A 25206-nucleotide genomic window follows, 5' to 3' on the forward strand; every position below is an offset into this window, starting at 1 on the left:
CTGCGCGTCACCCATCCGTGAGCGGTGCGATCAGCCGCCCGGCCCATACCGGGCAAACAGCAGTCGGCTCAGCTGGATCGGACCGCGACGTCCCAGCCCCGTCCCAGCAGCGTCGCAGCCTGTCCGGTTCGACCCGTTTTGCTGCGCAGTGGCCCGAACATCTCCTCGCGCTCGCGGTGGTGTTCGGCCAGCCATGCCTGGGCCCGCTCGAGTACGGCGGCTACCTTCTCGGCTGCCTCGCCCCAGTCGGGGCCGGCGGCTTCGAGGTCGTCGTACGCCGATTGGACGGCGCTTCTGGAGCCGGACCGCAGGGCAGCCTCCAGGCGCCCCGCGGGGTGCGGCTGCTGCGCCTGCCGCTCCGTAGGCGCCGGCGCGGGTGGCCTCCACACGCCTTGGGGAGCGCGGGTGCTGCGGGCGTGGATGATGCGCTCGACCGCCGGTGTGCGAAAGCCCTCGGGCGTCATCGAGCACTCGTTCAGGTCGAACCACTCGGTCTCGCGCGCGAAGGCCTGCGTGCCGATCCGCACCCGCCGGGCGGTGCCGACGCTGTCGAACCCCACTCGGTGCACGTACCAGCGGCGTACCAGCGTCTCGTCGTCGACCGGCACCGCCACGCCCAGGACCGGCTCGCTGGTGCGGCGGTGTCAGTCCCGATGGTCGAGGTAGTAGCCGATCTCCAGGGTGTTCTGCTCGGCAAGGAAGGCGAGCGGCTCAAGCAGCCCCTCCCACAGGGGGTCGATGCCCGGGTCGTCGGCTTCGGTGAGTCGGCACGCAGCCGCCTGCACCCGGTCCAGCGGCTTGTCCCTGGCTGAGTCGGCGAGATCTTGGTAGAGGCCCTCCACCGCACTGAGCACCTCGTCCTGGTGCTCCTGCGCGGATTCCTGGGCGCTGGAGAAGCGGGCACGCTGCAAGCCGGCGACCGGGATGGACAGGGCGGCCTGGAGCTCGGCGACGGTGGGCTCGCCGCTCAGGGCATGGACGGTGTGGGCCTCCAGTGGCCCATGCCCGCTGACCACCCGATCCAGGAGCGTGATGCCGAGGACGGTGTACGCGCTGACGCAGGGCCACATCGCCGTCTCCACAGCCCGGCTGTACCGGTACGCAGCTCGACTCACCTGCGACAGTGCCTTCGACCGGTGGGCGAACCGTGTCTCGCTGTCGGCGTGGTCCGCGTGGTCGATCAGTGCGATCATCCGATCCACCACCGCACGGGACGCCACCCACTCGTGACGCAGGTCGTTCACCGCGAAGTGCAGCGAGGCGAGAGCCTCGTACTCCACGTCACTCAGCGCCGCCAGCCTCTGCCTGCTGAGAAACCTCACCGCAGCCGCCCTCCCGTTCACGAACTCCCGGCCGCCCACGCTATCGGCGCCGTTGGGCCCGCGCAGCGGCTTGCCCGATCCGGTGACTGAGGCCAAGTACTGGGTGGAGACGGCCTCACAGCTGGCGCCCCTGATCGTGAAGGTGTGGGACTGGCTCGACAACCAGTAGCCCGACAGCAGGATGGCCCGATCGGTGAAGCGACCAGGCCATCGGGAACTGCTGCCAGCGGTAAGCACTGAGAAGAGGTCGCGCTGGTCGTCCGGCGCACCAGGCGGTGGCAACCACCTGGTTGGACGGCCAGCCACCTGATGGGGAGTCATCTGGCTCCGCCAGCGGTGACGCTGCGCTGATGTTCGTGGATGCCTTCTCGGTGGTCGCCTCGGGCAGCCGCTGCGGCTAGGGTCGGAGCACGATCTTGCCGTGGGTGTGCTGCTGTTCCAGCTCGCGGAAGGCGTCTCGCACCTGTTCCAGGGGGTAGGTGCGGGCGATCGGCACCTCCAGCTGCCCGCGTGCGGCAAGCCGGGCCAGCTCGCCGAGCACGACCGCGCACGCCGCCGCGCCTTCTCCGTAGGTTCGCGCGCCGACCTTGGCCGCGGTCTGCCAGTCGCGGATCGTGTTGATTCGCTCGGGCCGCACGCCCAGCTCTACTGCCAGTGCCACGTAGCCGTCGCCGAAGGTGTCGATGAACGCGTCGACCCTGCCGTCGGACGCCTGACGGATCCGCTCGGCCACACCCGGCCCGTACTCGACCGGGAGGACACCGCGATCTTTCAACCAGGCGTGGTTTCGCTCGCTCGCCAGCCCGATCACCGTGGCGCCGCGCCGCCGCGCGAGCTGCACGGCAAGCGACCCGACGCCGCCCGCCGCACCGGAGACGACGACCACGTCGTCCGGGCCGGGGTCCACCGCGAACACGGTGGCGTAGGCGGTCGTTCCTGCCACGTACAGCGCCCCAGCCACCTCCCACGCCAACCCCGCCGGACGGGAGACCAGATTCACGTCGTCGACCACGACGAACTGCGCGTGGCTGGCCCGCCTGTGGGTGAAGCCCAAAACCTCATCACCCACCGCGAAGCCCCGGACGTGCGGGCCGGCCTCCACAACGACGCCAGCCAGATCGCTGCCCTGCCCGGACGGAAACGCCGCCGGCCAGCGTTCGTGCAGCCCGCCCATGCGGATGTGCGCCTCGCCAGGCTGGATCCCGGCCGCGCGGACCTCGACCAGCACCTGCCCAGGACCGGGCACCGGCCGCTCCACCTCCTCCACCCGCAGCACATCGATCCCGCCGTACTCGTGAAACCGCACCGCTTGCATTGCGTGATCACCGCACTTTCTCGTCCGGACAAGGCTTGGACGGCCGCGCGCCAGAGGACCGACGCCGACCGTGTCACCGCGTTCAAAGATCAAGCGCGGATCCGTATTCCCAAGAGCACTACTGACGGCGATGCCGTCCGCGCCCAGGACCCATCTGTGGCCTGACTCGCACCGTACGACTCGGGCCCCGAGACATCGACGGAGAGCGACGCGTTCGCCTCACTGTCCCAGCCCGCATCACGCGCCTACTACGACAAGAAGCGCCGCGGCTGGCAAACACCACGTCGCCGCCCCCGTCTGCCTCGCCAGACGACGCATCGACGTGCTCTTCGCCATGCTCCGAGACGGCACCTTCTACGAAGCCGGCCAAGGCGCTTGGAGGACTCGACGCCACCCACATGAGATGTCCTCTCAGTCCTCGGGGCGCTGAGTGGCTGTCGCCGGGTGGCTGTCGCCGGGTGTCAGAGCCAGCCCTGGCGGCAGGCCCTGAACCCGGCTTCGAAGCGGGAGCCGGCCTCCAGTCGGCGCATCAGGTCCTCCATGCGGCGTTTGACGGTGCGGACGGAGACGCCCAGGCGCTTGGCGGCGGCTTCGTCGGTCACTCCGGTGGAGAGGATCCTCAGGAGTTCGCGTTCGCCGGCGGTGATGCCGGTGGCGTCGTCGCGGACGGGGTCCGGGCCCAGCGGGACGGCGTCCGCCCAGATCCGGTCGAAGAGCTCGGCCAGGGCGGCCACGATCCCGGGGGTGGTGACCACCACCGCGCTGGGGGCCGGTACGGCCGGGTCGAGCGGGACCAGGGCGGTGGTCCGGTCCACCAGCAGCAGGCGGTGCGGCAGCGCCGGCGCCGTGCGCAGCTGTGCGCCGCTGGCGGCCATCGCGCTGGCGTAGGAGAGGGAGCGCTGGTTGGTGCGCGCGCCCTCGTGGCAGAGGGTCCTGAGGGTGATGCCGCGGGCGAGCAGTTCCTCGTCCAGGGCGCGGGAGGCCTCCAGGGCCTCGGGGGACATCTGGGTGGGGACGATGGAGCAGATCTCGGTGGTGGCGCCCTGGACCAGGGACTCCAGGCGGGACTGGATCTCGTCCAGGCCGTCGAGCCGGTCGCCGCCGGTGGGGGTGCGCCACTGGTCGCGGGTCTGCTGTTCGGCCGCGGTGGCGACTGCGGCGCGGTTGGCCTCCAGGGCGGCGAGGCGGGCCTGGAGATCCTCCTCCTGACGGCGCAGCAGCAACGCGCGGGCGCGCTCCGGGCTGACCGGCCGCCGCTGGTCCGGCGCCTCGCGTGACATCCGCAGCAGCGCGAGATCCGCCAACGTGTCCAGGCTGGCGCCGACCTGGTCCTGGCTCAGGCCGAGGCGATCGGCCAGCAGGGTTGCGTCCAGTGTCGGTTCGGCCAGCAGTTCGCGGTACACCTGGTCGCAGACCGCGTCCAGTCCCAGAGCGCGCAGCATCGCTCCAGCCCCCGTTCCCCCGTGTGATGACGTTGCCGTGCCTGCAAGCGATCAGAGCGTGGCACGGGCGGTCCGACGGGGGCAAGGTCCGGGCCGGCCGGCCCGAGGGGTGGCCCGATCGTGCCATGGAACCTTCGGGCCAGTGGCAGCGGCTTCCGCCCGCCTGAGCTGCACGGAAGACTTCTTCTCACCGGAGGACGCCGACAGTCCGACGGATCCGGCAGCGGAGCGAACGCCCCTGCCGACACCCCGAAGACGCCCGACGGAGGTCCAGCCATGCCCGGAACACTGCGATTCGTCCTGTTCGGCCTGATCGCCCTGTTCGGTCTCGGACTCTGCGCCGCACCCGCGAACGCCGATGCAGTGCCGACCGCCGCCTCCGGGCCGGCTGCCTTTGCCTTTGCCGCGAGCCCGACCGCCGACGCCGGCTCGACCGCCTCAGTCGGCCCGGCCAGTACCGACGGCCAGGTCTGCGGGGCCTGTTGGGCCTAGACCGATGCGCACCCGCTACGCGGTGGCCGCCCGCCTGACCGGCCCACCCACCGACGACCGGGCCCCGCACCCGGCCACCGTGGTCGACCTCGTCTGGGCCCACGCCGTCACCGCCGACCAGCTCGACCACGTCCGGGTCCGCGCCCCACTGCCCGTCGGCGAACTCGAACTGCTCGTACTCCTACGGGCCGAGACCACCGCCGACGCCATCCGCATCACCGAAGGACTGCTCGACAGAGCCCGTCGAAGCCCCGTCCTGTCCCGCTGGCTCACCGACGACTTCAGCGTCAGCGCACTGCCGCTGGCGGCGCTGGACGGCTGAGCACCGCCCGCCCGCCGGCAAGTTCCGCGACAGCCCGCCGCACCCCGTAGTACCCAGCAGTACCCCGCCGTGCATACCGGCGGCCGCTCCGCCTGAGCTTGTCTCTCACCTCACATCTCGTCACACACAGGGAGAATCCCGCATGTTCACCGAATCCCGCACCACCGAATCCCGCACCGCCGCTGCCCGCACCGCCGTCGGCCGCACCAAGCCCGCTCGCCGTCGGCTGTCCGCCGCCCTGCTGGCCACCGCGACCATCGCAGGCTTCGCCCCCGTGATGCTGGGCGTCACCGCCGCCCACGCGGTCGGCTCGTACAGCAACGCCGACCTCGCGGACAAGGCCCTGACCTACGTGGGCGGTTCGGGCACCACGGCCTGCGCCGAGGCCCACCAGAGCGGCGGTGACCAGTGCAAGCAGTTCGCCAACTGCATCGTCTACATGGTCAGCGGCCACTCCCAGTGGCCGGTCGACTCCGGCGGCAACTACCAGCGCAGCTACCTCGACGCCGGTGGCGTGGCGGTCACGGCGGCGACGGCGGTCAAGGGTGACATCATCCAGGAAGGCACCTACGACGGCGACCAGCTGCACACCGCGATCGTGGTCGCCAACAACCATGACGGCAGCTTCGACGTGGTGGACGCCAACTACGTCGCCGCGGGCATCGTCGGGCACCACCGCTGGGTGCCGCCCATCAGCAACATCGGCTACTACCGGATGGGCGCCGTCGCCCCGGCCATCCCGGCCGGCTTCAACGTGGCGCTGTGGGGCTTCAACTCCGGCCAGACCCTCTCGGGCACGGTCAACCTGACCGCCCACCCGACCCAGAGCGGCGTCATCGAGTGGCTCGACTACGTGATCGACGGCCCGGGCGGTTACCACAGCGAGGTCCGCGCCGGCGGTGGCGCGCTGAACTACCCGTACGCGCTCGACACGACGCGCCTGGCCAACGGCACCTACACGATCAGCATGACCGCCAACGAGACCGACGGCCTGAACCACACCTACGGGGGCGGCTCGTTCACCACCGGCAACACCCCGCCCGCCGTGCAGTACAACACGGTCCTCGCGAAGAACAGCATCGGCCTCTACAACTGGACCAAGGAGAGCGACCCCGTGGTCGTCGCCGGGGCGACCGGCGGTGGCGTGCAGATGATCCTCGACAACAACGGTGTCGTCTGGGCCAAGGACAGCATCGGGCTGTACAACTGGGTGCAGGAGAGCGACCCGGGAGTGAAGGCGATCGCCGTCGGTTCGGACGGCACCCAGATGATCCTGGACAGCACCGGCTCGGTCCTGGCGAAGAACGGCATCGGCCTCTACAACTGGACCGTCGAGAGCGACCCCGGCATCAAGGCGATCGCCACCAACGGCGGCGTGCAGATGATCCTGGACAACTCCGGCACGGTGCTGGCGAAGAACAGCATCGGTCTCTACAACTGGACGCAGGAGAGCGACGCCGTGGTGCAGTCGATCGCGGTCGGCTCCGACGGCACCCAGATGATCCTGGACAACTCCGGTACGGTGCTGGCGAAGAACAGCATCGGTCTCTACAACTGGACGCAGGAGAGCGACGCCGTCGTCAAGGCGATCTCCACCAACGGCGGCGTGCAGATGATCCTGGACAACTCCGGCACGGTGCTGGCGAAGAACAGCATCGGCCTCTACAACTGGACGCAGGAGAGCGACGCCGTGGTGCAGTCGATCGCGATGGGCGCTGACGGCACCCAGATGATCCTGGACAACTCCGGCACGGTGCTGGCGAAGAACAGCATCGGCCTCTACAACTGGACCCAGGAGAGCGACGCCGTCGTCAAGTCGATCGCGGCCGGCTCCGACGGCACCCAGATGATCCTCAGCCGGTGATCGCCCGAACCGCTCGCTGACTGATCGCACCCAGGACCGGGCCGGACTCGTCGAGTCCGGCCCGGTCCTGGGTGCGTGCTGCCACAGGCTCCGTCACCGGCCGGGACACCGATCCGGTCGGTGGTCAACAAATTGGGATGACAGTTCTCGGCCTGGTCGGCATGATCGGTCAGTTGTTCCGTCATGTCTCACCTCGGAGGTACGCCACGTCCATCCACCCCGAACGAGCCCGGGACCTGCCGTGGTCCGCTGCTGACCCCGGCCGGAACGCTTTCGACTGGGACGACGACGAGGCGGCGCGGCTGACGGCGCTGGTCGTTCCGATGGTGCCTCCCATCGGTGCCGAGCGGATGGCGGGCTTTCGGTTCATCGACGAGGTCACCGTGCTCCTGGTGTCCCGGTATGGCCGGTGGGCCTGCGGCTGGGACCATTCGAACCACCACGGTGGACCTGTCGAAACCTGGTGCTGCGATTCGCACTCGGTCGGAGAGGCGGCGGAGACCGCCGAACGCGTCGTGACCTGCCTGCTGGAGTGGCGTGACTGGCTGGAGGACATGGCCGAGCGGTTCGAGCAGCTTGCACCCCTTCCCGGCGCGGACGCCGAGGACCGCAGCTGGCACCTGGAACGCGCGGTGACCCGCCTGGTCACCGCAGTCGTCAACAGCACCCACGCCGAGTCGTCCTGGTACGGGACCTGCGAAACGACGCTGACCTGGTTCCTCACCTCCACCGGCCTGGGACCGGACGAGGCCCGGAAGGCGGTGGAAGCCGCGATCGGCGGCCGATTCAGGAGCCACATTGCGCCCGCCCCGACCCTGGTCGACACGGTAGGAGAGGACCTGGCGATCAGCCTGACCGGCCGCGGCTTCTACCGTGAGCGGTGACGCGCTGGCCGCGTGGTGCAAGGTCAGGGAGCAGGTCGACTGGTCCTCGGCCGCGAGCGTGAGCCCGGCACTGGTGCGCCCGGTCGTGGACGGACTCGCCGCCTGGTTCAACGGCCCGGTCCGCCTCCGCGACCCGGACCGCGCCGACCGGCTGCTCGCCGCGATGACCCTGTCACGCGCCGCTGCCTCCCAGGGAGAGCCGCTCACCCCGACCCTTCTCGCGGGCTGGCAGAAGCTGGTCCTCGGTGTGAACGAGGTGGGTCTGCGTCAGAGCGACGCCTTCGCCAAGGGCGGCCGGGAACGATACGGGCTGACGCCTCGCACTTGGCAGGAATTCGCCGCCTTCCTGCACCAGAGCGCCGACCCGTCGGTCCCCCTGCCAGCCCGGGCGGCCAGGGCGTACCTCGACATCGCCTTCTTCCACCCCTACCCGGACGGCAACGCCCGTCTGGCCCTGCTGGTCCTCGCCCACGTCCTGGAGAGGGAAGGAGTACGCCTGGACGAAGTGGGGCCGCTGCAGACCACCCGCTATGCGGACGACCCGGACGGCGCCCTCGATCTGGCGGCTCTGGTCACCGTACTGATCCGCGCCACTCACCGTCGGGCAACCACACGGTGGGGGGAGGCTTCGCCGAAGCGGACAGGCGAGCACGTTCAGTAGTACGTGGCTGAGCACTTACCCGTGTACGCCGACACGCGAGCCCCCCAGCAGTGGCAGCGGCAGGGCGGAGCGCACCATTCTCACCAACGCGCGCGGCTCCTCGGTCGGCCGCTGGGCCTGGGCCGCAGCGATCGGGAGCGGGTTGCCATGGCCGGTCGTCGCGCTGGCGTCGGTCGCGGAGGCGCTCTCGCCCCGGTCCGGGCTGGACACGGGCGCGGACACCGGCGCGGCGCGGACACGATGAGGCCGAGGGGCCCGGTGCGCGTGGTTCGCGCGTCGGGCCCCTCGGCTCTGGCCCCGTTCGACCCCGCTTTCGGCTTGTGGCGTCCGCCGTGGGTCGTGGGGTGGGTGGCTGAGCGGCGGATCGGTGGTGTGGCCGATCGGCGGCTGCGGCCGGTCAGTAGTTGTGGTGGACCTGCCAGTAGGCCCAGGCCTGGTTCGGGCTGCCGTAGCGGCTGTTCATGTAGTCGTAGGCCCACTTGATCTGGGTGCCCGCGTTGGTCTGCCAGTCGGAGCCGGCGGAGGCCATCTTGTTGCCGGGCAGGGCCTGGCCCAGGCCGTAGGCACCCGAGGACGCGTTGGTCGCGGTGACGTTCCAGCCGCTCTCGTGGCTGATGATCTGGTCGAAGGAGGCGAGCTGGCCGGCGGGGACGATGCTCGCCGCCAGCGACTGCGGCGTTTCGGCCGAGGCGACGGTCGGGGCGATGGAGGCGCCGATCGCGGCGATGCCGACGGCGGAGGCGAGCAGGGCGACGGACTTGCGCATGCGGGTGGAGATCACGGGCATGTGGAGTTCGACCTCAATCGTGTGGGCGCCTCGCCCCGCGGTTCGGCGGACCCGGTGGGGCCCGGCGGGCGGGAGTCGGCACCGGGGCGGTCACGAGTGGTGACCGCCGTACGGGAGTTGCGGGAGTGGATCGGACCACCGCCGCAGCTGGCGACTGAGCCATTGTTAGCGGGGTCGGCGGCTGGCTCCAAGGGGTGCCTGCTACGACGCCGCGTCGTAGCAGGGTGGGGCGAACGCGCCGCTCGCGCGCGGGCCGACTGCTCGTCGTCCGGGCGGTCAAACCTGGCATGGCATGCTTTTTTGGGCGTTTTGCACCGGTTTGACCTGCGAAAACAGTGGAGGCTCGGCCGTCGGCGCGGGAGCGCGGCGGGGGCGGCGAGCAGCCGGGCGAGCGCGGTGGCCGGAGCCGATGGGTGGCCTACTAGGAAGGGTAGGGGGCGCCCAGGACGCGTGAGCACCGTCACGGGCCGCCCCGGTCCGGCACCCTCCTCAAGGGGATCCAGCTCACATCGTGATGGCTGTCAGTGACCATGTGGTGGCGCCGACACGCGTTCGGTCGCAGCCCGGTCGCCGAAGACCCGCACCGCTGATCGGGCGCGCCCACGAAGGCCCCGGACCAGCGGCTCACCGCCGCCCGGCTGGACCCGCCCCTCCACATCGCTCTCGACCTGCGCCGGCCTCTATGTCCCTCGCCGGCGACGACCAGCAGGCCGCCGGCTACGGCCCCAGCAGCCAGGAAGTCGGTCCGGATCCGCGTGAACATCTTCGGGGCACCCTGCCGCGCGCATCGGTTCTTGGGCGCGCACCGCTTGCTCACGGTCTGCGGCGGAGCAGCGGAAGGTGATCCGGTCGGCGATGGCCGCGCAGAGGCGGGCGTCCCCGAAGGTCTTGTCCCACTCGATGAACGGGGAGTTCGCCGGTCCGGCCGCACCACTCACACCCTGGCGACCTGTCGCCGGCCGATCACCGCGACCGTTCGGCCGGCCTTACCGATGGACAAACGGGCAGTCCGACGAACCTAAGTGGTCTGGTGCGGAAGTCCTTCGGGGGTTGACGCGGAGGGCATGGGTTCTTGGACCACGTCGGTGTACCTACGACGGCACCGGCATCCCGCCGCAGCTGCGCCCCGTTTCGCCAAGGACGTACTGGACCACGTCAAAGGGCGGACCTCAGCGACATAGAAGTTCTGCCCACGGCCACTTCTGGCGGTGCGTCGACTCCGGATCATCCCTGCCGATGACCGTTCGGAGGCGGAGCACTATCGTTCGACCGACGAAGAATCCGATCGGGAGGTCGACCGCATGCTGGACGAGCTGGACGAGTTCTGCGCGCGGGCGCTGGCCGAACACGGCTGTGCGTCCGTCTCCGTCGCGGTGGCCGAACGCGACGAGCTCGTGCTCACCCGGGCCTACGGCCAGGCGAGCGTCGCCGACCAGCAGCCGGCCACTCCGGAGACGGTCTACGGGCTGGCCTCCATCACCAAGGCCTTCACCGCCACAGCCCTCTGCCTGGCCGCCGACGAGGACCTGCTGGACCTCGACACCCCGATCCCCGGCAGCTTCCAGTGGACCGCACCGACACCACGCCAGCTCCTCCAACACCGCGGTGGATTTCCGGCGTTCTACAACTTCTACTACGACACCGGCCCGCTGCCAATCGACATCAACCGCTACCGCACGCTCGTCCGCGAGCCGGGTACCGACTTCGAGTACTCCAACATCGGCTACCACGAGTTGGGTAGGCTGTTGGAGGCTGTGACCGGCCAGAACCTGGGCGACTACCTGCGCGAGCGGATCACCGAGCCGCTGGGCCTGACCAGCTTCGGGTACGGGCCGGCCTACGCCGGGCCAGCGCCCGTCGCCCAGCGCTACTCCGCCGATGGTCGCGCGTACGCCACCTGCTTCAGTGGTCACCCTGCTGCGGGGGCTGGCTGGGCGACCGCCGGCGACATCGCGCGTTTCGCCCGAACTACCTCCCAACTGCTCAAGCCCGCCACGATCGCGGCCATGCACGACGCCGTGCCGATCAACGAGCATCTCGGCTACGGGCTCGGCCGGATCGTCTCGCGCGGCATCGGACCGGTGATCCGCAGCCACGGCGGTGGCATGGGTGGCGTCGCCGCGATGATGATCGAGATCCCCGAGCGCGAGCTCTCGGTCGCTGTCCTGGCCAACTCCACCAACAAGGCGGCCCGCGACGCCATCGTTGATCATCTCGTGGGCATCCTGGCGCCCGGCTTCTCCAGCGACCAGCTCAACCCGGTCACCGAGCAGACCCGACCGATGGCGCTGGCGCAGGGCGAGTGGGCCGGAGAGATCAGCACCGCGGAGGGGGACATCCCGCTGTGGATCAGGATCCTGGCAAACGGTCAGGTAGAGATTCGGCTGGCCGACGGCCCGCCCGTCACCGCGTCGGCCATCGCGTCCCAGCGCTGGGACCTGCGCGTGAGCGCCCGGATGCAAATAGCTACCGCCGACGCTCGGCTGAACAGCCCCAGCTTCGGTCTCGAACTACGTGCCGAGCGGGACCGGTTGGCCGGCCGGGCCATAGCGTTCAAGGACGGCGACCGGGATGGCTGGCTGGGTGCCTACCTGGTCCACCCCTGCGTGCTGCGGTCCAACTGACGCCGGCGCGAGGCCGATCCGACCGAGGCCACCAGCGGGCAAAGCGATCGGCTCTGAAGTTCTTCAGGGGTTGGCGCCAGAACCGGTCGTGGGCATGCCTACTGTCAGGTGTCGACCTGGCCCCGCGCGATGCGACAAGCTGCGTTCCACCCCTGATCCACTTCTCCCGATCGGCCCGTCTGCCATGCCCGTGGCCGCTGCCCACCCGATATCGCTGACTGCCGCCGAGCGGCACCGGCTCAAGAAGATGGCCTACGGGCACAAGACTCCTTCCCAGGCTCGGTGCCGGGCGCAGATCGTGCTGCACGCGGCGCGCGGACGCTCCAACGCGCGCATTGCCCGCGAGACCGGACTGCACCTGGACACGGTTCGTACCTGGCGGCGCCGATTCGCCGGGCAGGGCCTTGCGGGCCTGGCCGACCGCAAGCGATCCGGCCGCCCCCACGTCTTCAGCGCACTGCAGGCCGCTCAGGTCACGGCGCTGGCCTGCCAACTTCCCGCCGAAACCGGCACGCCGCTGTCGCGCTGGAGCTGCCCGGAACTGGCCCGCGAAGCCGTCGAGCACGGCATCACGCCCTTCCTGTCCGCCTCCACCGTGCGCCGCTGGCTCGCCAAGGACGCGATCAAACCTTGGCAGCACCGCTCGTGGATCTTCATCACCGACCCTGACTTCCGACCCAAGGCCGAGCGCGTCCTGGACCTGTACGCCCGCACCTGGAACGGCGAGCCGCTCGGACCGGACGAGCACGTCATCAGCGCCGACGAGAAGACCTCCATCCAGGCCCGCTGCCGCTGCCACCCCACCCTCGCCCCCGGGCAGGCCCGCGCGATGCGCGTGAACCACACCTACGGACGCGGTGGCGCGCTGGCTTACCTGGCCGCCTACGACGTCCACCAGGCCAAGGTGTTCGGCCGCTGCGAACCAACCACCGGCATCGACCCGTTCATGAACCTGGTCGCCCAGGTCATGAGCCATGAACCTTACGCGAGCTCCAAGCGGGTGTTCTGGATTGTCGACAACGGCTCCTCCCATCGCGGCAAGGCGGCAGCGGACCGGCTGACCGCGGCGTTCCCGAACGCGGTGCTGGTCCACACCCCAGTGCACGCCTCCTGGTTGAACCAGGTGGAGATCTTCTTCTCCGTCGTGCAGCGCAAGGTCGTGACGCCGAACGACTTCACCGACCTCACCCAGGTCGGGGACCGGCTCCGAGCCTTCGAAGACCGCTACAACGCCACGGCACAGCCATTCCAGTGGAAGTTCACCACCTCCGACCTGGACGATCTGCTGGCCAGACTCGACCGGCACACTGCCGATCACCCAGAAGAATCCTCGTTCTACCTCGCCGCGTGATCAACCCCCGAAGGACTTCCGAACCAGACCACTAAGGTCGGCTTCCAATGCAGCGGCGTGCCGCACGAGTTGCGCTTCCTCTTCTTCGCTCACGCGCTCAGGGAACATGCGCAATTCCTTTCGGCGGTTTTCGCTATTTCCACAGTGGGCCGCCGCGCCCCTGGCGCCACCTGCGACCAGTACGCCAAGGAGCCTGCCGACTACCCGTCCCGGCCGCGCCCGGGCGCGGCCCTCGGTGACCTCCCAGTCACCGCAGCTGCACCCGGCCACTTCCCGAGCCGAAGCCGAAGCCGAAGCCGAAGCGGCCCGCACCGCTCGACAGGTCTTCTCCGGGCGTCCGACAGTCACAGCACGTTCGCCGCTTTCGCGGAACTCGCGCCAGAGCCAATCAAGACCGGCCAACGACAGTCCCCGTCCGTCGCCGCAGCCCAAGGCGCCCTGACACATATGGCTTGCTGTCAGCTGTCGCCTCGCTATCTCACGGCGCGTCGGCCGTCCGCAGGGACAGGAGTCTCAAGGCGCTCTTGGTGGCGGAGTCCTCGGCCGGGCTCAGGGTGACGATGCGTTGTCCGGGGTCGCCGGGCAGGTCGAGGTTTTCGTAGTGCAAGGCCAGCACTCCCACCTCGGGGTGGCGCAGGTTTTTGCTTCCTGCGGTCCTCAGTTCCACATCGCCTGCCGCCCAGTGGGTTCCAAAGGCGACGCTTCCGGTGGTCAAGTCATCGATCAGTGCTGTCAGTTCGGTGTCCGCAGGGGAGCGGGCGTGGACCAGCCGGAGCTGGGCGGCGGTGGCTGCGGCCACGTCGCTCCACTCGAGGTAGAAGTCGGCGGCGGCCGGGTCCAGGAACAGGTGGCGTGCCATGTTGGGATTGGCGTTCTGTCCGGTCAGCACGGGCTCGAACATGCGCGCGCCCAGTGCGTTGGCGCCGAGGACGTCGAAGCGGTCGTTGATGACGAGGGCGGCGATCTGGGTCATGTGCTCGAGCATGCGGCGCAGTTCCGGCCGGACCTGTGCGGACTGGTGGTCGGCCGGGCGGCGGGGCGGGTGGGCGAGAGTGCCGAGGTGGCCGCGTTCCACCTCGTCCAGGCGAAGGACCTGGGCGATGGCGTCGAGTACGGCCGGAGAGGGGCTGGCCGACCGGCCCTGTTCCAGGCGCTGGTAGTACTCCACGCTGATCCCTGCCAGGTGGGCGACTTCCTCGCGGCGCAGTCCGGGGACCCGGCGGCGGGCGCTGGGCCGCAGTCCGACGGACTCGGGGGTCACCCGGGCCCGGCGCGAGTACAGGAACGCTCCCAGATCTTCCATGACGTCCAGTATCCCCACGGCTCAGGGTGGCCCTGGCAGTACCCGTACAAGGAGGGGTCTGGGTGGTCGCACCGCCGCGGTCCAGACTCTGACCTGCACGCATCGCATGGATACGGGAGGGCAGGACGCATGTCGACACGCTACGAGCGGGGACTGGTCCGGCAGGCCGAGTTGGGCGGGGCCGGCGGGGCTCGCGAGCGGGCCTACGACGCCCTCGGCGACATCGCGCCGGATCTGCCGCGGTTGGCCGTCGAGTTCGCGTACGGCGACATCCACGCCAGGCCCGGTCTGGACGCGGGGCGGCGTGAACTGGTGATCCTCGGCGTCCTCATCGGACTGGGCGGTCTCGAATCGCAGCTCGACGCCCACATCGGCTCGGCACTGGGAGCCGGCGTCCAGCCGCGGGAGGTCGTCGAGGCGATCATCCAAGCCGCGCCGTACGCCGGGTTCCCGCGCACCCTGGCCGCCATGTCGGTCGCCCGCCGGGTCTTCGACGAGCGCGGGCTGCTGCCTGTCCCACCCTTCATCAAGGAGTAAGCACGTCATGGAACTTCAGGACCGTCACGACATCATCGAGACCTGCACCCGGATGATGTGGAGCGTTGACACCCGCGACTGGGCGGCACTGCCGGGACTTCTCGGCGACAAGGTCGTCCACGACTTCACCAGCATCCACGGCGGCGAGCCCCAGCTTCTGACGGCGGCCGAGGTGACCGGGATCTGGTCGAAGCTGATCGGCGCCTTCGACGCCGCCCAGCACCTGCTCGGCAACCACCTCGTCACGGGGGACGGCGATCGCGCAGTGCTCACCGCCTCCTTCCAGTCCACACACCGGCTGGCCAACCCCTACGGTTCGCCGCAGTGGACCCTCTACGGCACGTACCGCTTCGGGCTGACCAGGACCAGCACCGGATGGAAGATCGACGAAATCGTCATGACCGCCGGGTGGGGCGAGGGCAACAAGGACATCCTGACCCTGGCAGCGAACCCGACCTGACAGACGTCGCATCCAGCCGAAGCCTCCCGCATCCGCGGCGCCACCTCCTCCGGTCACGCGGATTCAGGGTCACTGGCCTTGGTCTGCCCTTGCAGCTTCGGCAGACACACGCAACCCGTGGATCAGCCGGGAGCGTTGGTCCTTCTCCCGCCTGGACGTTGAGCGGTCGTTTAACGCGCCGGGGAGGATGAGCCATCCCAGGATCGCGGGAGGTACGGCAATGTGTCGGCGGCGGTTGAAAACGGTGGTTCTGGATCACTTTCCGTGCCTGGGCCACGGAGCGTCACCGGAACCGCGATCATGAACGGTCGTGACTGACGATTCCCTCCAAGACCTCTGGCTCCACCAGGCCGCCGACATCAAGGTCAACACTCTGACCATCCGCGCCGACCGCGTGACCGTCCACGCCGCCACGACCGGCGGCCTCATGCCGCGAGGAGGACGCGCTTGCGCAGGAGGTCGAACCCGGCACGGTCGAACATCTGACGCTTGATCATTTTGATCTTGTTGTTGTGGCCCTCGACCGCGCCGGAGCTGTAGGGCAGGGTCAGGCCGGCGACGACTGCATCGAGGTCCTGCAGGAGACCGTTGGCGAAGCTGCTAAGGGCCGGGACCTGGTCCTGCTGGACGCGTGTGATCCAGTCCTTGAGCTCGCTTCCGCGGCGGTCGTTCATCAGCTCGGCAAAGGCCCTGACGTGCTCGGCGGTGGTGGCCAGCGCCGGGACTCGGGCGAGAAGCTCCTTGAGCTGCTGGGCCTCTTCACTGCGGAGGCGGTCGGGGCGGCGGGTGATCCAGCTGGTCACGTCCCTGACGGAGGGCTTTCGGCGTGGCGGGTCCTGGTGTGGGAACGTTGCTCGAAGTCGGCGGACGTACTCGCGGACGATCTGTTCCTGCCCGGGGAATCCGCGCTGCCGGATCTCCTCGAACAGGCGCCGGGCGATCGTGTGGCCCTCAGCGAAACGCTGGTCGATGTAGGGCTTGTAGGGGTCGAGGATGCTGGTGCGTCCCGTCCAGCGGCCGACGAGCAGTTCGTCGGGGTCCTTCGCGCGGGCCAGTCGGCGAACTGTGCCGCGAGCCAGGTCCAGTCTGCGGGCGATGACGCGCAGGCTGAACCCGTCCTCCATGAGTGCGTGGACGGCGGCATGCTGTTCGCGGACCCGGTCGGACAGTCGCCCGGTCCGGCGGGGTTCGGAGCTGACGGACGCTAGGGCGACAGCCGGAGCTGACTCGGCTGGAGGGGCCGGTTCAGGTAGCAGGGCACGGTGCTGGAGCACGGTCTTCTCCACCGCGTCGGCGAGGTTCTGCCACAGATGGAACCGATCGGCGACATGGATCGCGTCCGGGGCGCCGAGCCGGACGGCTTCGGCATAGGAGGCCGATCGGTCGCGGCAGACGACCTTCACCCCGGGGTGGTCGGCCAGCCAGGACCGGACGGTTGCCACCGTGCGGTCGGGCAGCAGATCGACCGCGCGGCGGGTCTCGATGTCGACCAGGATCGTGGCGTAGACGTGGCCCTTGCGCAGGGCGAACTCGTCGACGCCCAGAACGCGCGGCACCGCGTGCGCCGGATCCGGCAGGGCGCGTATCAGCCGCAGGAGCGTGGAGCGGCTCACCGGGACCGCGAAGCTCTCGGCCAGACGGGAGCCCGCCCGGCCGGCCAGGGCCAGAGCGAGCTGCTGCAGCGCGGTCTGCAGGCCCTGGCTCCGCCGTCCGTGACGGAAGGTCAGCCCTGCCGCCTGCTCGACGAACGTGGCCCGGGGACAAGCTCGTTCACGGCAGCGGAACCGGCGGACCCGTAACTCGACCACCACCCGCCGCCCACCCGCCGCGCTGTCGTCCAACCGCCGCACGTAGCTGCTGTGCACCCGGGTCGAGACGGTTCCGCACAACGGACAGCCCGCCTCGTCGCCGGTCGTGGCGGCGTGGACGGTCACGCTGTCGGCGCGGATGGTCAGAGTGTTGACCTTGATGTCGGCGGCCTGGTGGAGCCAGAGGTCTTGGAGGGAATCGTCAGTCACGACCGTTCATGATCGCGGTTCCGGTGACGCTCCGTGGCCCAGGCACGGAAAGTGATCCAGAACCAGCTTTTTCACCCGACGCCGACACAATGCCCAACTACTCAGGAGGTAAGGCGATGCCCGGTTACACGGGAGGAGGCGCCAAGTCGGACGCGGCGACCCCCATCGAGACGACCGCGGCTGAAACGGCCGCGGCCGAGGCAGCAACGGCCGACCCTGCGGCGGACGCCGTGGATCAGGCCGGCAACGACGAAAGCACGCCGAGCAGCTGAGGCGTTGCTGACCTGCGGCGGCGGCGTTCCTTCTGCTCCCACCGGAGACCGACGCGCAGCAGGTTGGGGCGGCCCCCCGGGGTCCGCCCCCGCCTCAGGCGTGCGAGTGGCCTGCTCGCTAGGATCCGCGTGGTTGAGACGGCTGATCGAACGGGGCCCACCAGTGTCAGAGAGCAGTGACGAGCAGCAGCCGGTGCAGTCGGCAGTCCAGCGGATGCTCCCGCTCGGCCTGTCGGTCGGGGCGGCTGCCCTGGTGCTGGCGGGTGTCGGCGGGTTGGCCCTCCGCGGGCACACCTCGGCAGCCGCGACCGCGCCGCGGCCGTCCAGCCCCGCGCCCAGTGCGAGCCCGTCCTCCGGTGCGAGTCCCACGCTGAGCCCGAGCCCGTCCCCCAGCTCCGCTCCGAGCCTCTCGCCCAGTCCCTCGCTCGTGCCCGTCGGGTCGGCGACCCGTCAGCCGTCCGAGCAGGCGCCGACCCACGCGCCGGCGCCTGCGGCGACCCGGCACACCCCGGCGGTGCCGGCGAAGCCGTCGGCGACCCGTCCGGTGCCCGGTGACCCGGGGCCCCGGCCCACGATCAGCTACGTACGGCCGCACCCGACCAGTTGCCCGCCCGGCCAGGTCCTGCTCCACTCGCTCGACGGCAGTACGGACTGCGTCACCGTGATCACCGGCGTGCCGATCCCCCGGACGAGCCCGCCGACGCTCCCGACCGGTTGAGTGCTGCCACTGTTCGGGCTGCAGGGGAGCCAGGCGCACGTCGGCGCTCTCGCCAGGGCCGAGCTGCGGCGCGAACTCCACGTGTTCGTGGAGGCGATGCGGGTCGCGAACTGGGACGTGGATCCCCTACCAGCCGAGACGCACAGAACGCGGCGGAGCCGGTGCTCGGGCACCGGCTCCGCTCGTGTCGATCGGGCTCGACCGCTCAGGCGGTGGTCGCGGGGTGGTGGGCCGTCCAGCGGTGGCCGAGCAGGAAGGGCATGGGTGCTCCGCTGCGGGCGGTCAGTTCCAGGCTGTCCAGGAGGACGGACGGGGAGATGACCAGGACCTCGCACACCGCATGAGCACGGCAGTAACGGGTCACCGAGCCGTGCAGGGCGTGGCGGAGCCGTCCGTGCCGCCCGCTGCCCACCACCAGCAGGTCGGTCGGCCGGTCGGCCGTCGCGACCAGGGCGTGGCCGGCGTCGGCGCGGACCACCAGCGGCCGGATCACCACGTCGTGCGGATAGCCGCCGAAGGCCTGCTCGAAGACGGTGTCCAGCCGCCTGCGCGCGGTGTGCTCCAGCTCCGACAGCGGCCGCAGCCGGTCGTCGTCGGTGCTGGACCACGCGATCACCGGGACCAGCGTGGCGTCCCGCCTGCTCGCCTCCTCCACGGCGCGGTAGACGGCCGCGAGACTGCTCAGCGAGCCGTTGACCCCGACGATGACACGAGAACCCTCGGACATGGCACTTCGCCTTCTTCCTCTGCCCGGGCCGACGAGGTCGCGGGACCGTGGCCACCGATGCGCCGATCAGGACACCCGATCGGATCGGCTTCCAGTGGACACCTGCGTGGCGTCCCGCCCCGGCTCCTTGACGTACGCACTACGCCCTTCACGGCTTCCTTGACGCGGCCCTGACGGGCGGGATCGCGAGGTCGCCGTCAACTCCGCGCGGGTGCCGCGCCGGCGGGGTCGAAGCGGTAGCCGACCTGGCGGACGGTGGCGATGGTGGCGCGGTAGACGGGCCCGAGCTTGCGGCGCAGCCGGGCCACGTAGACGTCGACCGTGCGGGTGTCACCGAACGGCGGCTGGCCCCCGGCGGCGGTCAGCAGCTGGGTGCGGGTGTAGACCCGCTGCGGATGGGCCACCAGATGGGCGAGCAGTTCGAACTCGGTGTACGTGAGGTCCAGCGGTCGGCCGCCCGCGGTTGCCAGTCGGGCCTCCTGATCGACCAGGATGCCGAGGGGCGCGGGAGTCGGCGGAGCCGGCGGGGGACCGGCGAGGTCGCCGTGCGAGCCGATGGAGCGGACGGCGTGGTGCGGGTGAGGCGAGCGGGCGTGCGAGACCCGAGGGTAGTGCAGTGACACAGTCCTTCTCCTTGCGATGCTGCTGCCGTGTTGCGCGCGCTCAGTGGTCGGGTGCCCAGGACGCTTCGAGCCGGGGCCGTCCGTCGGGTCCGGTGACGGTTCGCCAGGTGGCCCGCACTCCCGATGCTCGACGGGCGGTGACCGGGCTCCGGTCGGCGAGCGGACCGTGGAGCGCGTGCAGCACAGGGCTGTCGAGCGGGCTCAGGGCGAGCCGCCGGAACACGCCGGCCAGGCGCGAGCGGAGCCGGACCGGCGGCCGGTGGCGGGTGAGGGAGGGGAAAGGAGCGAGAGCCGTCATCTGGGAAGCCACCTGTCCGAGGCGCCGTCGGATACCTTCTGGGGAGCCGGGCCCAGTGCGGGGGCTCCGCCGATCCGACGGGAACGTCCCCGACGCTACGCCGGGTCATGCTCCGGTCACCCATTCCTGACGTCTCGTTGACTGTTGCGCCCCGATCGCTGACGAGGCCTTGACGCGGACCGCCACCCGTGGAGCTCCCTGCCGTGACGCCGGGGAGTTGTCGGGCCGGCCGGGAGTCCCGCTCGGACGTGAAGGGCGCGTCAAGCTTTTCTGGCGCTCCGTCAGGAACCTGTCAGGAAGAGGCTGCCGTCGCCCGCGCGGCCGGTTGGCTGGGCCCTGGGGTCACCTGATTCCCGCCGTGACACCCGCCCGCGCGCAGAAGGTCCCGCCGCATGCCTCTCCTGGCTCCCACACCTGAGAAGAACGTCACCGTCGACGGCTCACCACAGCTTCCGACGGTCAGTCGCCACCGTGCGCCGAGCGGGTTGTTCGACCCGAAACAGCTGATCCGCTCGTTCCCCGAGGCGCTGCGCAAGCTGCACCCGCGGGTGATGGCGAAGAACCCGGTGATGTTCGTGGTGGAGGTCGGCTCGGCCCTCACCACGCTGTCGGCGGTCCTGGCGCCGAGCGTCTTCACCTGGCTGATCAGCCTCTGGCTCTGGCTCACGGTGGTGTTCGCCAACCTCGCCGAGGCGGTCGCGGAGGGGCGCGGCAAGGCGCAGGCCGAGTCGCTGCGCCGGGCGAGGACGGGGACGGTGGCCCGTCGGCTGATCCGCTGGCGGGTCGGGATCGAGCGCTGCCCCGAGGAGCTGGTGCCGGCCGAGGAGCTGCGGCTCTACGACTTCGTGGTGGTCGAGGCCGGTGAGACGGTGCCCGGGGACGGCGACGTGGTGGACGGCATCGCGGCGGTCGACGAGTCGGCGATCACGGGTGAGTCGGCGCCGGTGATCCGGGAGGCCGGGGGCGATCGCTGCGCGGTGACCGGCGGGACCAGGGTGCTCTCGGACCGGATCGTCGTCCGGATCACCTCCAAGCCCGGGCTGACCTTCATCGACCGGATGATCGCCCTGGTGGAGGGCGCCGAGCGCCGCAAGACCCCGAACGAGATCGCCCTCAACCTGCTGCTGGCCGCGCTGACCGTCGTCTTCATCCTCACCGTCGTCACGCTCCAGCCGTTCGGTGTCTACGCGGGCGCCGAGCAGAGCATCGCCGTGCTGGTCGCCCTGCTGGTGGCGCTGATCCCGACCACCATCGGCGCGCTGCTCTCGGCGATCGGCATCGCCGGTATGGACCGGCTGGTGCAGCGCAACGTGCTGGCGATGTCGGGGCGCGCGGTCGAGGCCGCCGGCGACGTCAACACTCTGCTGCTCGACAAGACCGGCACCATCACCTTCGGCAACCGGCAGGCCGTTCGGTTCGTACCGCTGTCGAACGTGCCGGACGACGAACTCGCCGAGGCCGCCCAGCTGTCCAGTCTTGCCGACGAGACCCCGGAGGGTCGCTCGGTCGTGGTGCTCGCCAAGGAGCGCTACGCGCTGCGGGCCCGCGCGGAGGGGGAGTTGGGGCACATGGAGTTCGTCCCGTTCAGCGCGCAGAGCAGGATGAGCGGCGTCGACCTCAGCTGGCCGGGCAGCCCGTCCGTCCTGGTGCGCAAGGGTTCCTCGACGGCGGTCGCGACCTGGGTGCACGAGCACGGCGGGCAGGTCCCGGCGCAGGCGTTCGAGATTGTCGACGCGATCGCGAGGGACGGCGGCACCCCGCTGCTGGTCGCCGTCCACGACCGGCACGGCGCCCGGGCGATGGGCGTGATCCAGCTGACCGACGTGGTCAAGGACGGCATCCGCGAACGGTTCGCCGAGCTGCGCCGGATGGGCATCCGCACGGTGATGGTGACCGGCGACAATGCCCTGACGGCCCGCGCGATCGCGCAGGAGGCGGGCGTGGACGACTTCCTGGCCGAAGCCACCCCCGAGGACAAGCTGGCCCTGATCAGGCAGGAGCAGGAGGGCGGCAAGCTGGTCGCGATGACCGGCGACGGCACCAACGACGCCCCGGCCCTCGCCCAGGCCGATGTCGGCGTGGCGATGAACACCGGGACCTCGGCCGCCAAGGAGGCCGGCAACATGGTCGACCTGGACTCCAACCCCACCAAGCTGATCGACATCGTCGAGATCGGCAAGCAACTCCTCATCACCCGAGGTGCGTTGACCACCTTCTCGATCGCCAACGACGTCGCCAAGTACTTCGCGATCATCCCGGCGATGTTCGCCGCCGCCTACCCCGGACTCGGCGACCTCAACATCATGGCCCTGCACAGCCCCAAGTCCGCGATCACCTCGGCGATCATCTTCAACGCGCTGATCATCGTCGCGCTGATCCCGCTCGCCCTGCGCGGGGTCCGCTACCGACCCGCCTCCGCCTCCGACCTGCTGCGCCGCAACCTGCGGATCTACGGACTCGGCGGGCTGATCCTGCCGTTCGTCGGCATCAAGGTCATCGACCTGCTGGTGCAGTTCATCCCGGGTCTCTGACCCCTCGCCCGCCCCTCCCGTCAGGGGCACGTTCGGATTCCGGGTGCGTCCGTCAGGGTGGCGTCAGGAGCGGGCCCGAACCGGCTGTCCCGGGGTTCTGCTGGGGACAGTCGAAAGAGGAAGGACTGGAATGTACTCGGGCACCCAGGAGAGACAGCAGCGTGTCGTGGTCGGCGTCAGTGGATCACTCGGCAGCCTTGCTGCCCTGCACCGGGCTGTCGTCGAGGCCCGCCGCGCCGACGCCGAGGTGCTGGCCGTGCTCGCCTGGCTCCCGGTGGGCGGCGAGTACGGCTACCGCCGCTCGCCCTGCCCGCCGCTGCTGGCCGTCTGGCGCCAGGCCGCTGAAGGCCGACTGGCCGAGGCGCTCGACGAGGCCTTCGGCGGCGCACCCACCGGAGTGCGGCTCTCGACCGTCGTGATCCGCGGCGAGAGCGGTCCGGCTCTGGTGCAGACCGCGGACCGGGAGGACGATCTGCTCGTGGTCGGGGCGGGCAGCGGGAGCCGGCTCGCCCGGGGGCTGCGGCGCTCGGTGCCGGCGTACTGCGTCAAGCACGCTGACTGCCCGGTGCTCGCGGTGCCGAGGCCCGCGCTGCAACGCGACCTGAAGGCCCTTCGACGCCGCAGCGTTCGGCAACTGCTGACCGAACCGATTCTGAGCGCGTGAGCGGGGTGAACGGGCGATGAGGCTCTACACCGCTCGCCCGGCCGGCGGTCGTACCGGCCGGTGACGGCCCGACTGACCGTCGGCATGGATCCGGGCCGAGGCCTGGTCACTCGTTGGGCGTACTCGAAGCAGCCGGTGTTGACGCGCTGTCAAGGATGCGTCAGAGCAGGTGGGGCGGGCTTGCCCGGCTGACCCGCGTTGACTTGAATGGACGTCATGAACCGCTCGAAGCGCCACCACGACCGCCCGCCGCATCCGCGGGCGCTGGGCGTTGTCGCGGTCGTCGTCATTCTCCGGTAGGGCTGCTTCGCGGCAGACGACCCCGGGTGTGCCCCATGCCGCGCGTACGGTCCACAGGGCCGCACCGCTCGCCCAGTGCCTCCTTGCCCGCCTGGCCGCCGCCTGAAGTGCCGGCCCGGCGCGTCTGTGACAGCACACCTCCGCACTCCCGGCACCCGGTGCGCGCACGCCTGCGCCCCGGCACCCCGGGGTGCCCTGCCACCCTTGGATGGACATGTCCGCCGTACTCTTTCCGCGCGTCGCCCTGGTCACCGGTGCCTCCTCCGGCATCGGCTGGGAGACCGCCCGCCTGCTCGCCGAGCAGGGCGCCACCGTCATCGTGCATGCCCGGACCGTCCAGGAGGGCGAGGGCGCCGTGGACCGACTGGTCGCCGCGGGTGCCTCGCGCGACCAACTCCAGATGCTCGCCGCCGACTTCACCCGCCTCGCGGAGGTCACGGTGCTCGCCGGCACGGTGACCGCGGCCTTCCCGACCCTGGACCTGCTGGTCAACAACGCCGCGATCATGGCCCCCGAGCGCTGCACGCTCACCGAGGACGGCAACGAGGTCTCACTCCAGGTCAACTTCCTGGCCGCGCACCTGCTCGCCCGCCTGCTGCGCGGAGCCCTGACGGCCGCCGCCGAGGCCCGGGGCGAGGCCCGGATCGTCAACGTCTCGTCAGCCCTGCACCGCACCGCCGCGATGAACTGGAACGACCCGCACCGCGCCAAGAAGTACACCCGGGTCGCCGCCTACGCGCAGTCCCAGCTGGCGCTCACCATGGCCAGCCGCGACATGGCCCCCGCCGGCAGCGGCATCACCGCCGTCAGCGTCAACCCGGGCCTGTGCGACACCGCGCTGCTCCCGCTGTACGGACGGGTTGGCGCCCCGGCCGCCGAGGGCGCGGCGGCCGTCGTCCGGCTCTGCCGCCCCGACGTCCGGCTCACCAACGGCGAGTACTACGACGGCGGCGACATCGCCCCGAGCGCCAACGTCGTGCACGAGGAGCGCTCGCTGCGCCGACTGGCCAAGCTCGCCGACCAGTTGGTCACGGCACAGGCCTGACATCCCAGCAGAGAGAGACGTTCAGCACCATGTCCAAGCGTGCCCGTAAGAAGAAGGCCCGTCGCAAGAAGAAGGCCAACCACGGCCGCAAAGCCTGCTCGTAGGCCCCTGATCCACCCGGTGCCGCGCGCCGCCGGCACCGGGTGCTGAAAGTCGCAGCCCCGGGGTGCAGCCGTTCCCGACCGACACGGTCGGGCAGCACCCCGGGGCTGCGGCCTGCCCGGAGCCAGTCGGGCGGCATCGCCCGAGCCGCCGAAACATTTCGGCCACTTCGTGGTCTCAGGTGTGTGAAGCGGATATCAGTGCCGCGTCAAAGTTCCCGCTGCACCCGTATGGAGCGTGTCAGGGATCGGCTGATGGCCGGAAGTCGCTGCTTTGCTCCTCCTGCCGGCCCGCCGCCGGTGCCGTGCGGAGCCCCGGAGTCCGGGAGCCGCCCCACGGCCAGGTCCCTGAACCAACTGGTGGAGCCCATGCTCGATCTCGTCTTCGTCGGTGTCACGGTTGCCGTGTTCGCCGCCCTCGCGCTGGTGGCCCGGGGGGTCGAGAAGCTGTGAGTGTCGAGAACATCGCAGGCCTGATCGTCGCTGTCGCGCTCGTCGGCTATCTCGTCGTGGCGCTGATCTTCCCGGAGAAGTTCTGACATGAG

At 70.4% G+C, this 25206-nt stretch carries 24 protein-coding genes and 2 pseudogenes; 16 read left to right on the plus strand and 10 right to left on the minus strand.

Features of this window, described 5'->3' with window-relative positions:
* Positions 1-68: 68 nt before the first annotated feature.
* From P3T37_RS34615 to P3T37_RS34625, 3 genes are all read right to left on the minus strand, one after another.
* Positions 69-614, minus strand: coding sequence for a hypothetical protein (locus tag P3T37_RS34615; protein WP_280727920.1), 546 nt, complete (start codon positions 612-614; stop codon positions 69-71).
* Positions 615-644: 30 nt separating this feature from the next.
* Positions 645-1280 carry a hypothetical protein gene (locus tag P3T37_RS34620; protein WP_280727921.1) on the minus strand — a complete coding sequence of 212 codons (636 nt, stop codon included), beginning with the start codon at positions 1278-1280 and terminating at the stop codon, positions 645-647.
* Between the two features lie 439 nt (positions 1281-1719).
* The gene (locus tag P3T37_RS34625) at positions 1720-2637 is read right to left on the minus strand and encodes an NADP-dependent oxidoreductase (RefSeq protein ID WP_280727946.1); all 918 of its coding nucleotides are present in this window, start codon (positions 2635-2637) and stop codon (positions 1720-1722) included.
* A 210-nt stretch (positions 2638-2847) separates the two neighbouring features.
* On the opposite strand from P3T37_RS34625, the pseudogene P3T37_RS34630 reads away from it, so the two are divergent.
* Positions 2848-3067: pseudogene (locus P3T37_RS34630) on the plus strand (hypothetical protein); the annotation flags it as partial.
* A gap of 31 nt (positions 3068-3098) precedes the next feature.
* Here the strand turns inward: P3T37_RS34630 and P3T37_RS34635 are convergent.
* A complete protein-coding gene (locus P3T37_RS34635; RefSeq protein WP_280727922.1) occupies positions 3099-4079 on the minus strand; it encodes a helix-turn-helix domain-containing protein in 981 nt (326 codons plus the stop codon).
* A gap of 276 nt (positions 4080-4355) precedes the next feature.
* Here P3T37_RS34635 and P3T37_RS34640 point away from each other — a divergent pair, with 276 nt between their 5' ends.
* The 5 genes from P3T37_RS34640 to P3T37_RS34660 all read left to right on the plus strand — a co-directional run bounded on the left by P3T37_RS34640 (position 4356) and on the right by P3T37_RS34660 (position 8302).
* Positions 4356-4571, plus strand: a complete 216-nt coding sequence (locus tag P3T37_RS34640) for a hypothetical protein (RefSeq protein ID WP_280727923.1) — start codon at positions 4356-4358, stop codon at positions 4569-4571.
* Positions 4572-4575: 4 nt separating this feature from the next.
* Positions 4576-4893 carry a hypothetical protein gene (locus tag P3T37_RS34645; protein ID WP_280727924.1) on the plus strand — a complete coding sequence of 106 codons (318 nt, stop codon included), beginning with the start codon at positions 4576-4578 and terminating at the stop codon, positions 4891-4893.
* A gap of 142 nt (positions 4894-5035) precedes the next feature.
* Complete coding sequence (locus tag P3T37_RS34650) at positions 5036-6757, plus strand: hypothetical protein (RefSeq protein ID WP_280727925.1); 1722 nt, start codon at positions 5036-5038, stop codon at positions 6755-6757.
* 137 nt (positions 6758-6894) lie between these two features.
* Complete coding sequence (locus tag P3T37_RS34655) at positions 6895-7641, plus strand: hypothetical protein (protein ID WP_280727926.1); 747 nt, start codon at positions 6895-6897, stop codon at positions 7639-7641.
* Positions 7631-8302: a Fic family protein gene (locus tag P3T37_RS34660; RefSeq protein WP_280727927.1), complete on the plus strand. Its 672-nt coding sequence runs from the start codon at positions 7631-7633 to the stop codon at positions 8300-8302. Before P3T37_RS34655 ends, P3T37_RS34660 begins: the two co-directional genes overlap by 11 nt.
* Positions 8303-8699: 397 nt before the next feature.
* Here P3T37_RS34660 and P3T37_RS34665 read toward each other — a convergent pair whose 3' ends face one another.
* A complete protein-coding gene (locus tag P3T37_RS34665; protein WP_280727928.1) occupies positions 8700-9089 on the minus strand; it encodes a transglycosylase SLT domain-containing protein in 390 nt (129 codons plus the stop codon).
* Between the two features lie 1301 nt (positions 9090-10390).
* On the opposite strand from P3T37_RS34665, the gene P3T37_RS34670 reads away from it, so the two are divergent.
* Both P3T37_RS34670 and P3T37_RS34675 read left to right on the plus strand, forming a co-directional pair.
* Positions 10391-11713 carry a serine hydrolase domain-containing protein gene (locus P3T37_RS34670; protein ID WP_280727929.1) on the plus strand — a complete coding sequence of 441 codons (1323 nt, stop codon included), beginning with the start codon at positions 10391-10393 and terminating at the stop codon, positions 11711-11713.
* Positions 11714-11903: 190 nt separating this feature from the next.
* Complete coding sequence (locus P3T37_RS34675) at positions 11904-13064, plus strand: IS630 family transposase (protein WP_280727930.1); 1161 nt, start codon at positions 11904-11906, stop codon at positions 13062-13064.
* A gap of 478 nt (positions 13065-13542) precedes the next feature.
* On the opposite strand, the gene P3T37_RS34680 is transcribed toward P3T37_RS34675, so the two are convergent.
* A complete protein-coding gene (locus tag P3T37_RS34680) occupies positions 13543-14367 on the minus strand; it encodes a helix-turn-helix transcriptional regulator (protein ID WP_280727931.1) in 825 nt (274 codons plus the stop codon).
* A 129-nt stretch (positions 14368-14496) separates the two neighbouring features.
* Between P3T37_RS34680 and P3T37_RS34685 the strand changes: the two genes are divergently transcribed.
* Positions 14497-14904: a carboxymuconolactone decarboxylase family protein gene (locus P3T37_RS34685; RefSeq protein WP_280727932.1), complete on the plus strand. Its 408-nt coding sequence runs from the start codon at positions 14497-14499 to the stop codon at positions 14902-14904.
* A gap of 7 nt (positions 14905-14911) precedes the next feature.
* On the plus strand, positions 14912-15364 hold the full coding sequence (locus tag P3T37_RS34690; protein ID WP_280727933.1) for a nuclear transport factor 2 family protein: 453 nt from the start codon (positions 14912-14914) through the stop codon (positions 15362-15364).
* A gap of 425 nt (positions 15365-15789) precedes the next feature.
* Here the strand turns inward: P3T37_RS34690 and P3T37_RS34695 are convergent, their stop codons facing one another.
* On the minus strand, positions 15790-17382 hold the full coding sequence (locus tag P3T37_RS34695; protein WP_280727934.1) for an ISL3 family transposase: 1593 nt from the start codon (positions 17380-17382) through the stop codon (positions 15790-15792).
* Positions 17383-17498: 116 nt separating this feature from the next.
* Here P3T37_RS34695 and P3T37_RS34700 point away from each other — a divergent pair, with 116 nt between their 5' ends.
* Together P3T37_RS34700 and P3T37_RS34705 are read left to right on the plus strand one after the other, a co-directional pair.
* On the plus strand, positions 17499-17654 hold the full coding sequence (locus tag P3T37_RS34700) for a hypothetical protein (RefSeq protein WP_280727935.1): 156 nt from the start codon (positions 17499-17501) through the stop codon (positions 17652-17654).
* A 163-nt stretch (positions 17655-17817) separates the two neighbouring features.
* Complete coding sequence (locus tag P3T37_RS34705) at positions 17818-18372, plus strand: hypothetical protein (protein ID WP_280727936.1); 555 nt, start codon at positions 17818-17820, stop codon at positions 18370-18372.
* A 205-nt stretch (positions 18373-18577) separates the two neighbouring features.
* Here P3T37_RS34705 and P3T37_RS34710 read toward each other — a convergent pair whose 3' ends face one another.
* The 3 genes and pseudogenes from P3T37_RS34710 to P3T37_RS34720 all read right to left on the minus strand — a co-directional run bounded on the left by P3T37_RS34710 (position 18578) and on the right by P3T37_RS34720 (position 20020).
* Positions 18578-19099, minus strand: a complete 522-nt coding sequence (locus tag P3T37_RS34710; RefSeq protein WP_280727937.1) for a universal stress protein — start codon at positions 19097-19099, stop codon at positions 18578-18580.
* A 197-nt stretch (positions 19100-19296) separates the two neighbouring features.
* Positions 19297-19554: pseudogene (locus P3T37_RS34715) on the minus strand (helix-turn-helix domain-containing protein); the annotation flags it as partial.
* A gap of 208 nt (positions 19555-19762) precedes the next feature.
* On the minus strand, positions 19763-20020 hold the full coding sequence (locus tag P3T37_RS34720) for a hypothetical protein (RefSeq protein ID WP_280727938.1): 258 nt from the start codon (positions 20018-20020) through the stop codon (positions 19763-19765).
* Positions 20021-20412: 392 nt separating this feature from the next.
* On the opposite strand from P3T37_RS34720, the gene kdpB reads away from it, so the two are divergent.
* The 4 genes from kdpB (at position 20413) to kdpF (ending at position 25200) form a co-directional block, all read left to right on the plus strand.
* On the plus strand, positions 20413-22551 hold the full coding sequence (gene kdpB / locus P3T37_RS34725) for a potassium-transporting ATPase subunit KdpB (protein WP_280727939.1): 2139 nt from the start codon (positions 20413-20415) through the stop codon (positions 22549-22551).
* Positions 22552-22681: 130 nt separating this feature from the next.
* Entirely contained in the window at positions 22682-23215 is a 534-nt protein-coding gene (locus P3T37_RS34730) for a universal stress protein (RefSeq protein ID WP_280727940.1), read from the plus strand.
* Between the two features lie 514 nt (positions 23216-23729).
* The gene (locus tag P3T37_RS34735) at positions 23730-24560 is read left to right on the plus strand and encodes an SDR family NAD(P)-dependent oxidoreductase (RefSeq protein WP_280727941.1); all 831 of its coding nucleotides are present in this window, start codon (positions 23730-23732) and stop codon (positions 24558-24560) included.
* Positions 24561-25110: 550 nt separating this feature from the next.
* Entirely contained in the window at positions 25111-25200 is a 90-nt protein-coding gene (gene kdpF, locus P3T37_RS34740; protein WP_035794954.1) for a K(+)-transporting ATPase subunit F, read from the plus strand.
* Positions 25201-25206 lie beyond the last annotated feature (6 nt).

Source organism: Kitasatospora sp. MAA4 (genome assembly GCF_029893355.1).
Taxonomy (GTDB): domain Bacteria; phylum Actinomycetota; class Actinomycetes; order Streptomycetales; family Streptomycetaceae; genus Kitasatospora.

Bases quoted from the DNA above. Each gene is read 5' to 3' on its own strand.
- P3T37_RS34700 (WP_280727935.1), top strand. From the start codon at position 17,499: ATGCCCGGTTACACGGGAGGAGGCGCCAAGTCGGACGCGGCGACCCCC.
- P3T37_RS34670 (WP_280727929.1), top strand. From the start codon at position 10,391: ATGCTGGACGAGCTGGACGAGTTCTGCGCGCGGGCGCTGGCCGAACAC.
- P3T37_RS34690 (WP_280727933.1), top strand. From the start codon at position 14,912: ATGGAACTTCAGGACCGTCACGACATCATCGAGACCTGCACCCGGATG.
- P3T37_RS34720 (WP_280727938.1), bottom strand. From the start codon at position 20,020: ATGACGGCTCTCGCTCCTTTCCCCTCCCTCACCCGCCACCGGCCGCCG.
- P3T37_RS34655 (WP_280727926.1), top strand. From the start codon at position 6,895: ATGACAGTTCTCGGCCTGGTCGGCATGATCGGTCAGTTGTTCCGTCAT.
- P3T37_RS34645 (WP_280727924.1), top strand. From the start codon at position 4,576: ATGCGCACCCGCTACGCGGTGGCCGCCCGCCTGACCGGCCCACCCACC.
- P3T37_RS34685 (WP_280727932.1), top strand. From the start codon at position 14,497: ATGTCGACACGCTACGAGCGGGGACTGGTCCGGCAGGCCGAGTTGGGC.
- P3T37_RS34680 (WP_280727931.1), bottom strand. From the start codon at position 14,367: ATGGAAGATCTGGGAGCGTTCCTGTACTCGCGCCGGGCCCGGGTGACC.
- P3T37_RS34640 (WP_280727923.1), top strand. From the start codon at position 4,356: ATGCCCGGAACACTGCGATTCGTCCTGTTCGGCCTGATCGCCCTGTTC.
- P3T37_RS34730 (WP_280727940.1), top strand. From the start codon at position 22,682: ATGTACTCGGGCACCCAGGAGAGACAGCAGCGTGTCGTGGTCGGCGTC.
- P3T37_RS34710 (WP_280727937.1), bottom strand. From the start codon at position 19,099: ATGTCCGAGGGTTCTCGTGTCATCGTCGGGGTCAACGGCTCGCTGAGC.
- P3T37_RS34635 (WP_280727922.1), bottom strand. From the start codon at position 4,079: ATGCTGCGCGCTCTGGGACTGGACGCGGTCTGCGACCAGGTGTACCGC.
- P3T37_RS34650 (WP_280727925.1), top strand. From the start codon at position 5,036: ATGTTCACCGAATCCCGCACCACCGAATCCCGCACCGCCGCTGCCCGC.
- kdpB (WP_280727939.1), top strand. From the start codon at position 20,413: ATGCCTCTCCTGGCTCCCACACCTGAGAAGAACGTCACCGTCGACGGC.
- P3T37_RS34625 (WP_280727946.1), bottom strand. From the start codon at position 2,637: ATGCAAGCGGTGCGGTTTCACGAGTACGGCGGGATCGATGTGCTGCGG.
- P3T37_RS34735 (WP_280727941.1), top strand. From the start codon at position 23,730: ATGTCCGCCGTACTCTTTCCGCGCGTCGCCCTGGTCACCGGTGCCTCC.
- P3T37_RS34665 (WP_280727928.1), bottom strand. From the start codon at position 9,089: ATGCCCGTGATCTCCACCCGCATGCGCAAGTCCGTCGCCCTGCTCGCC.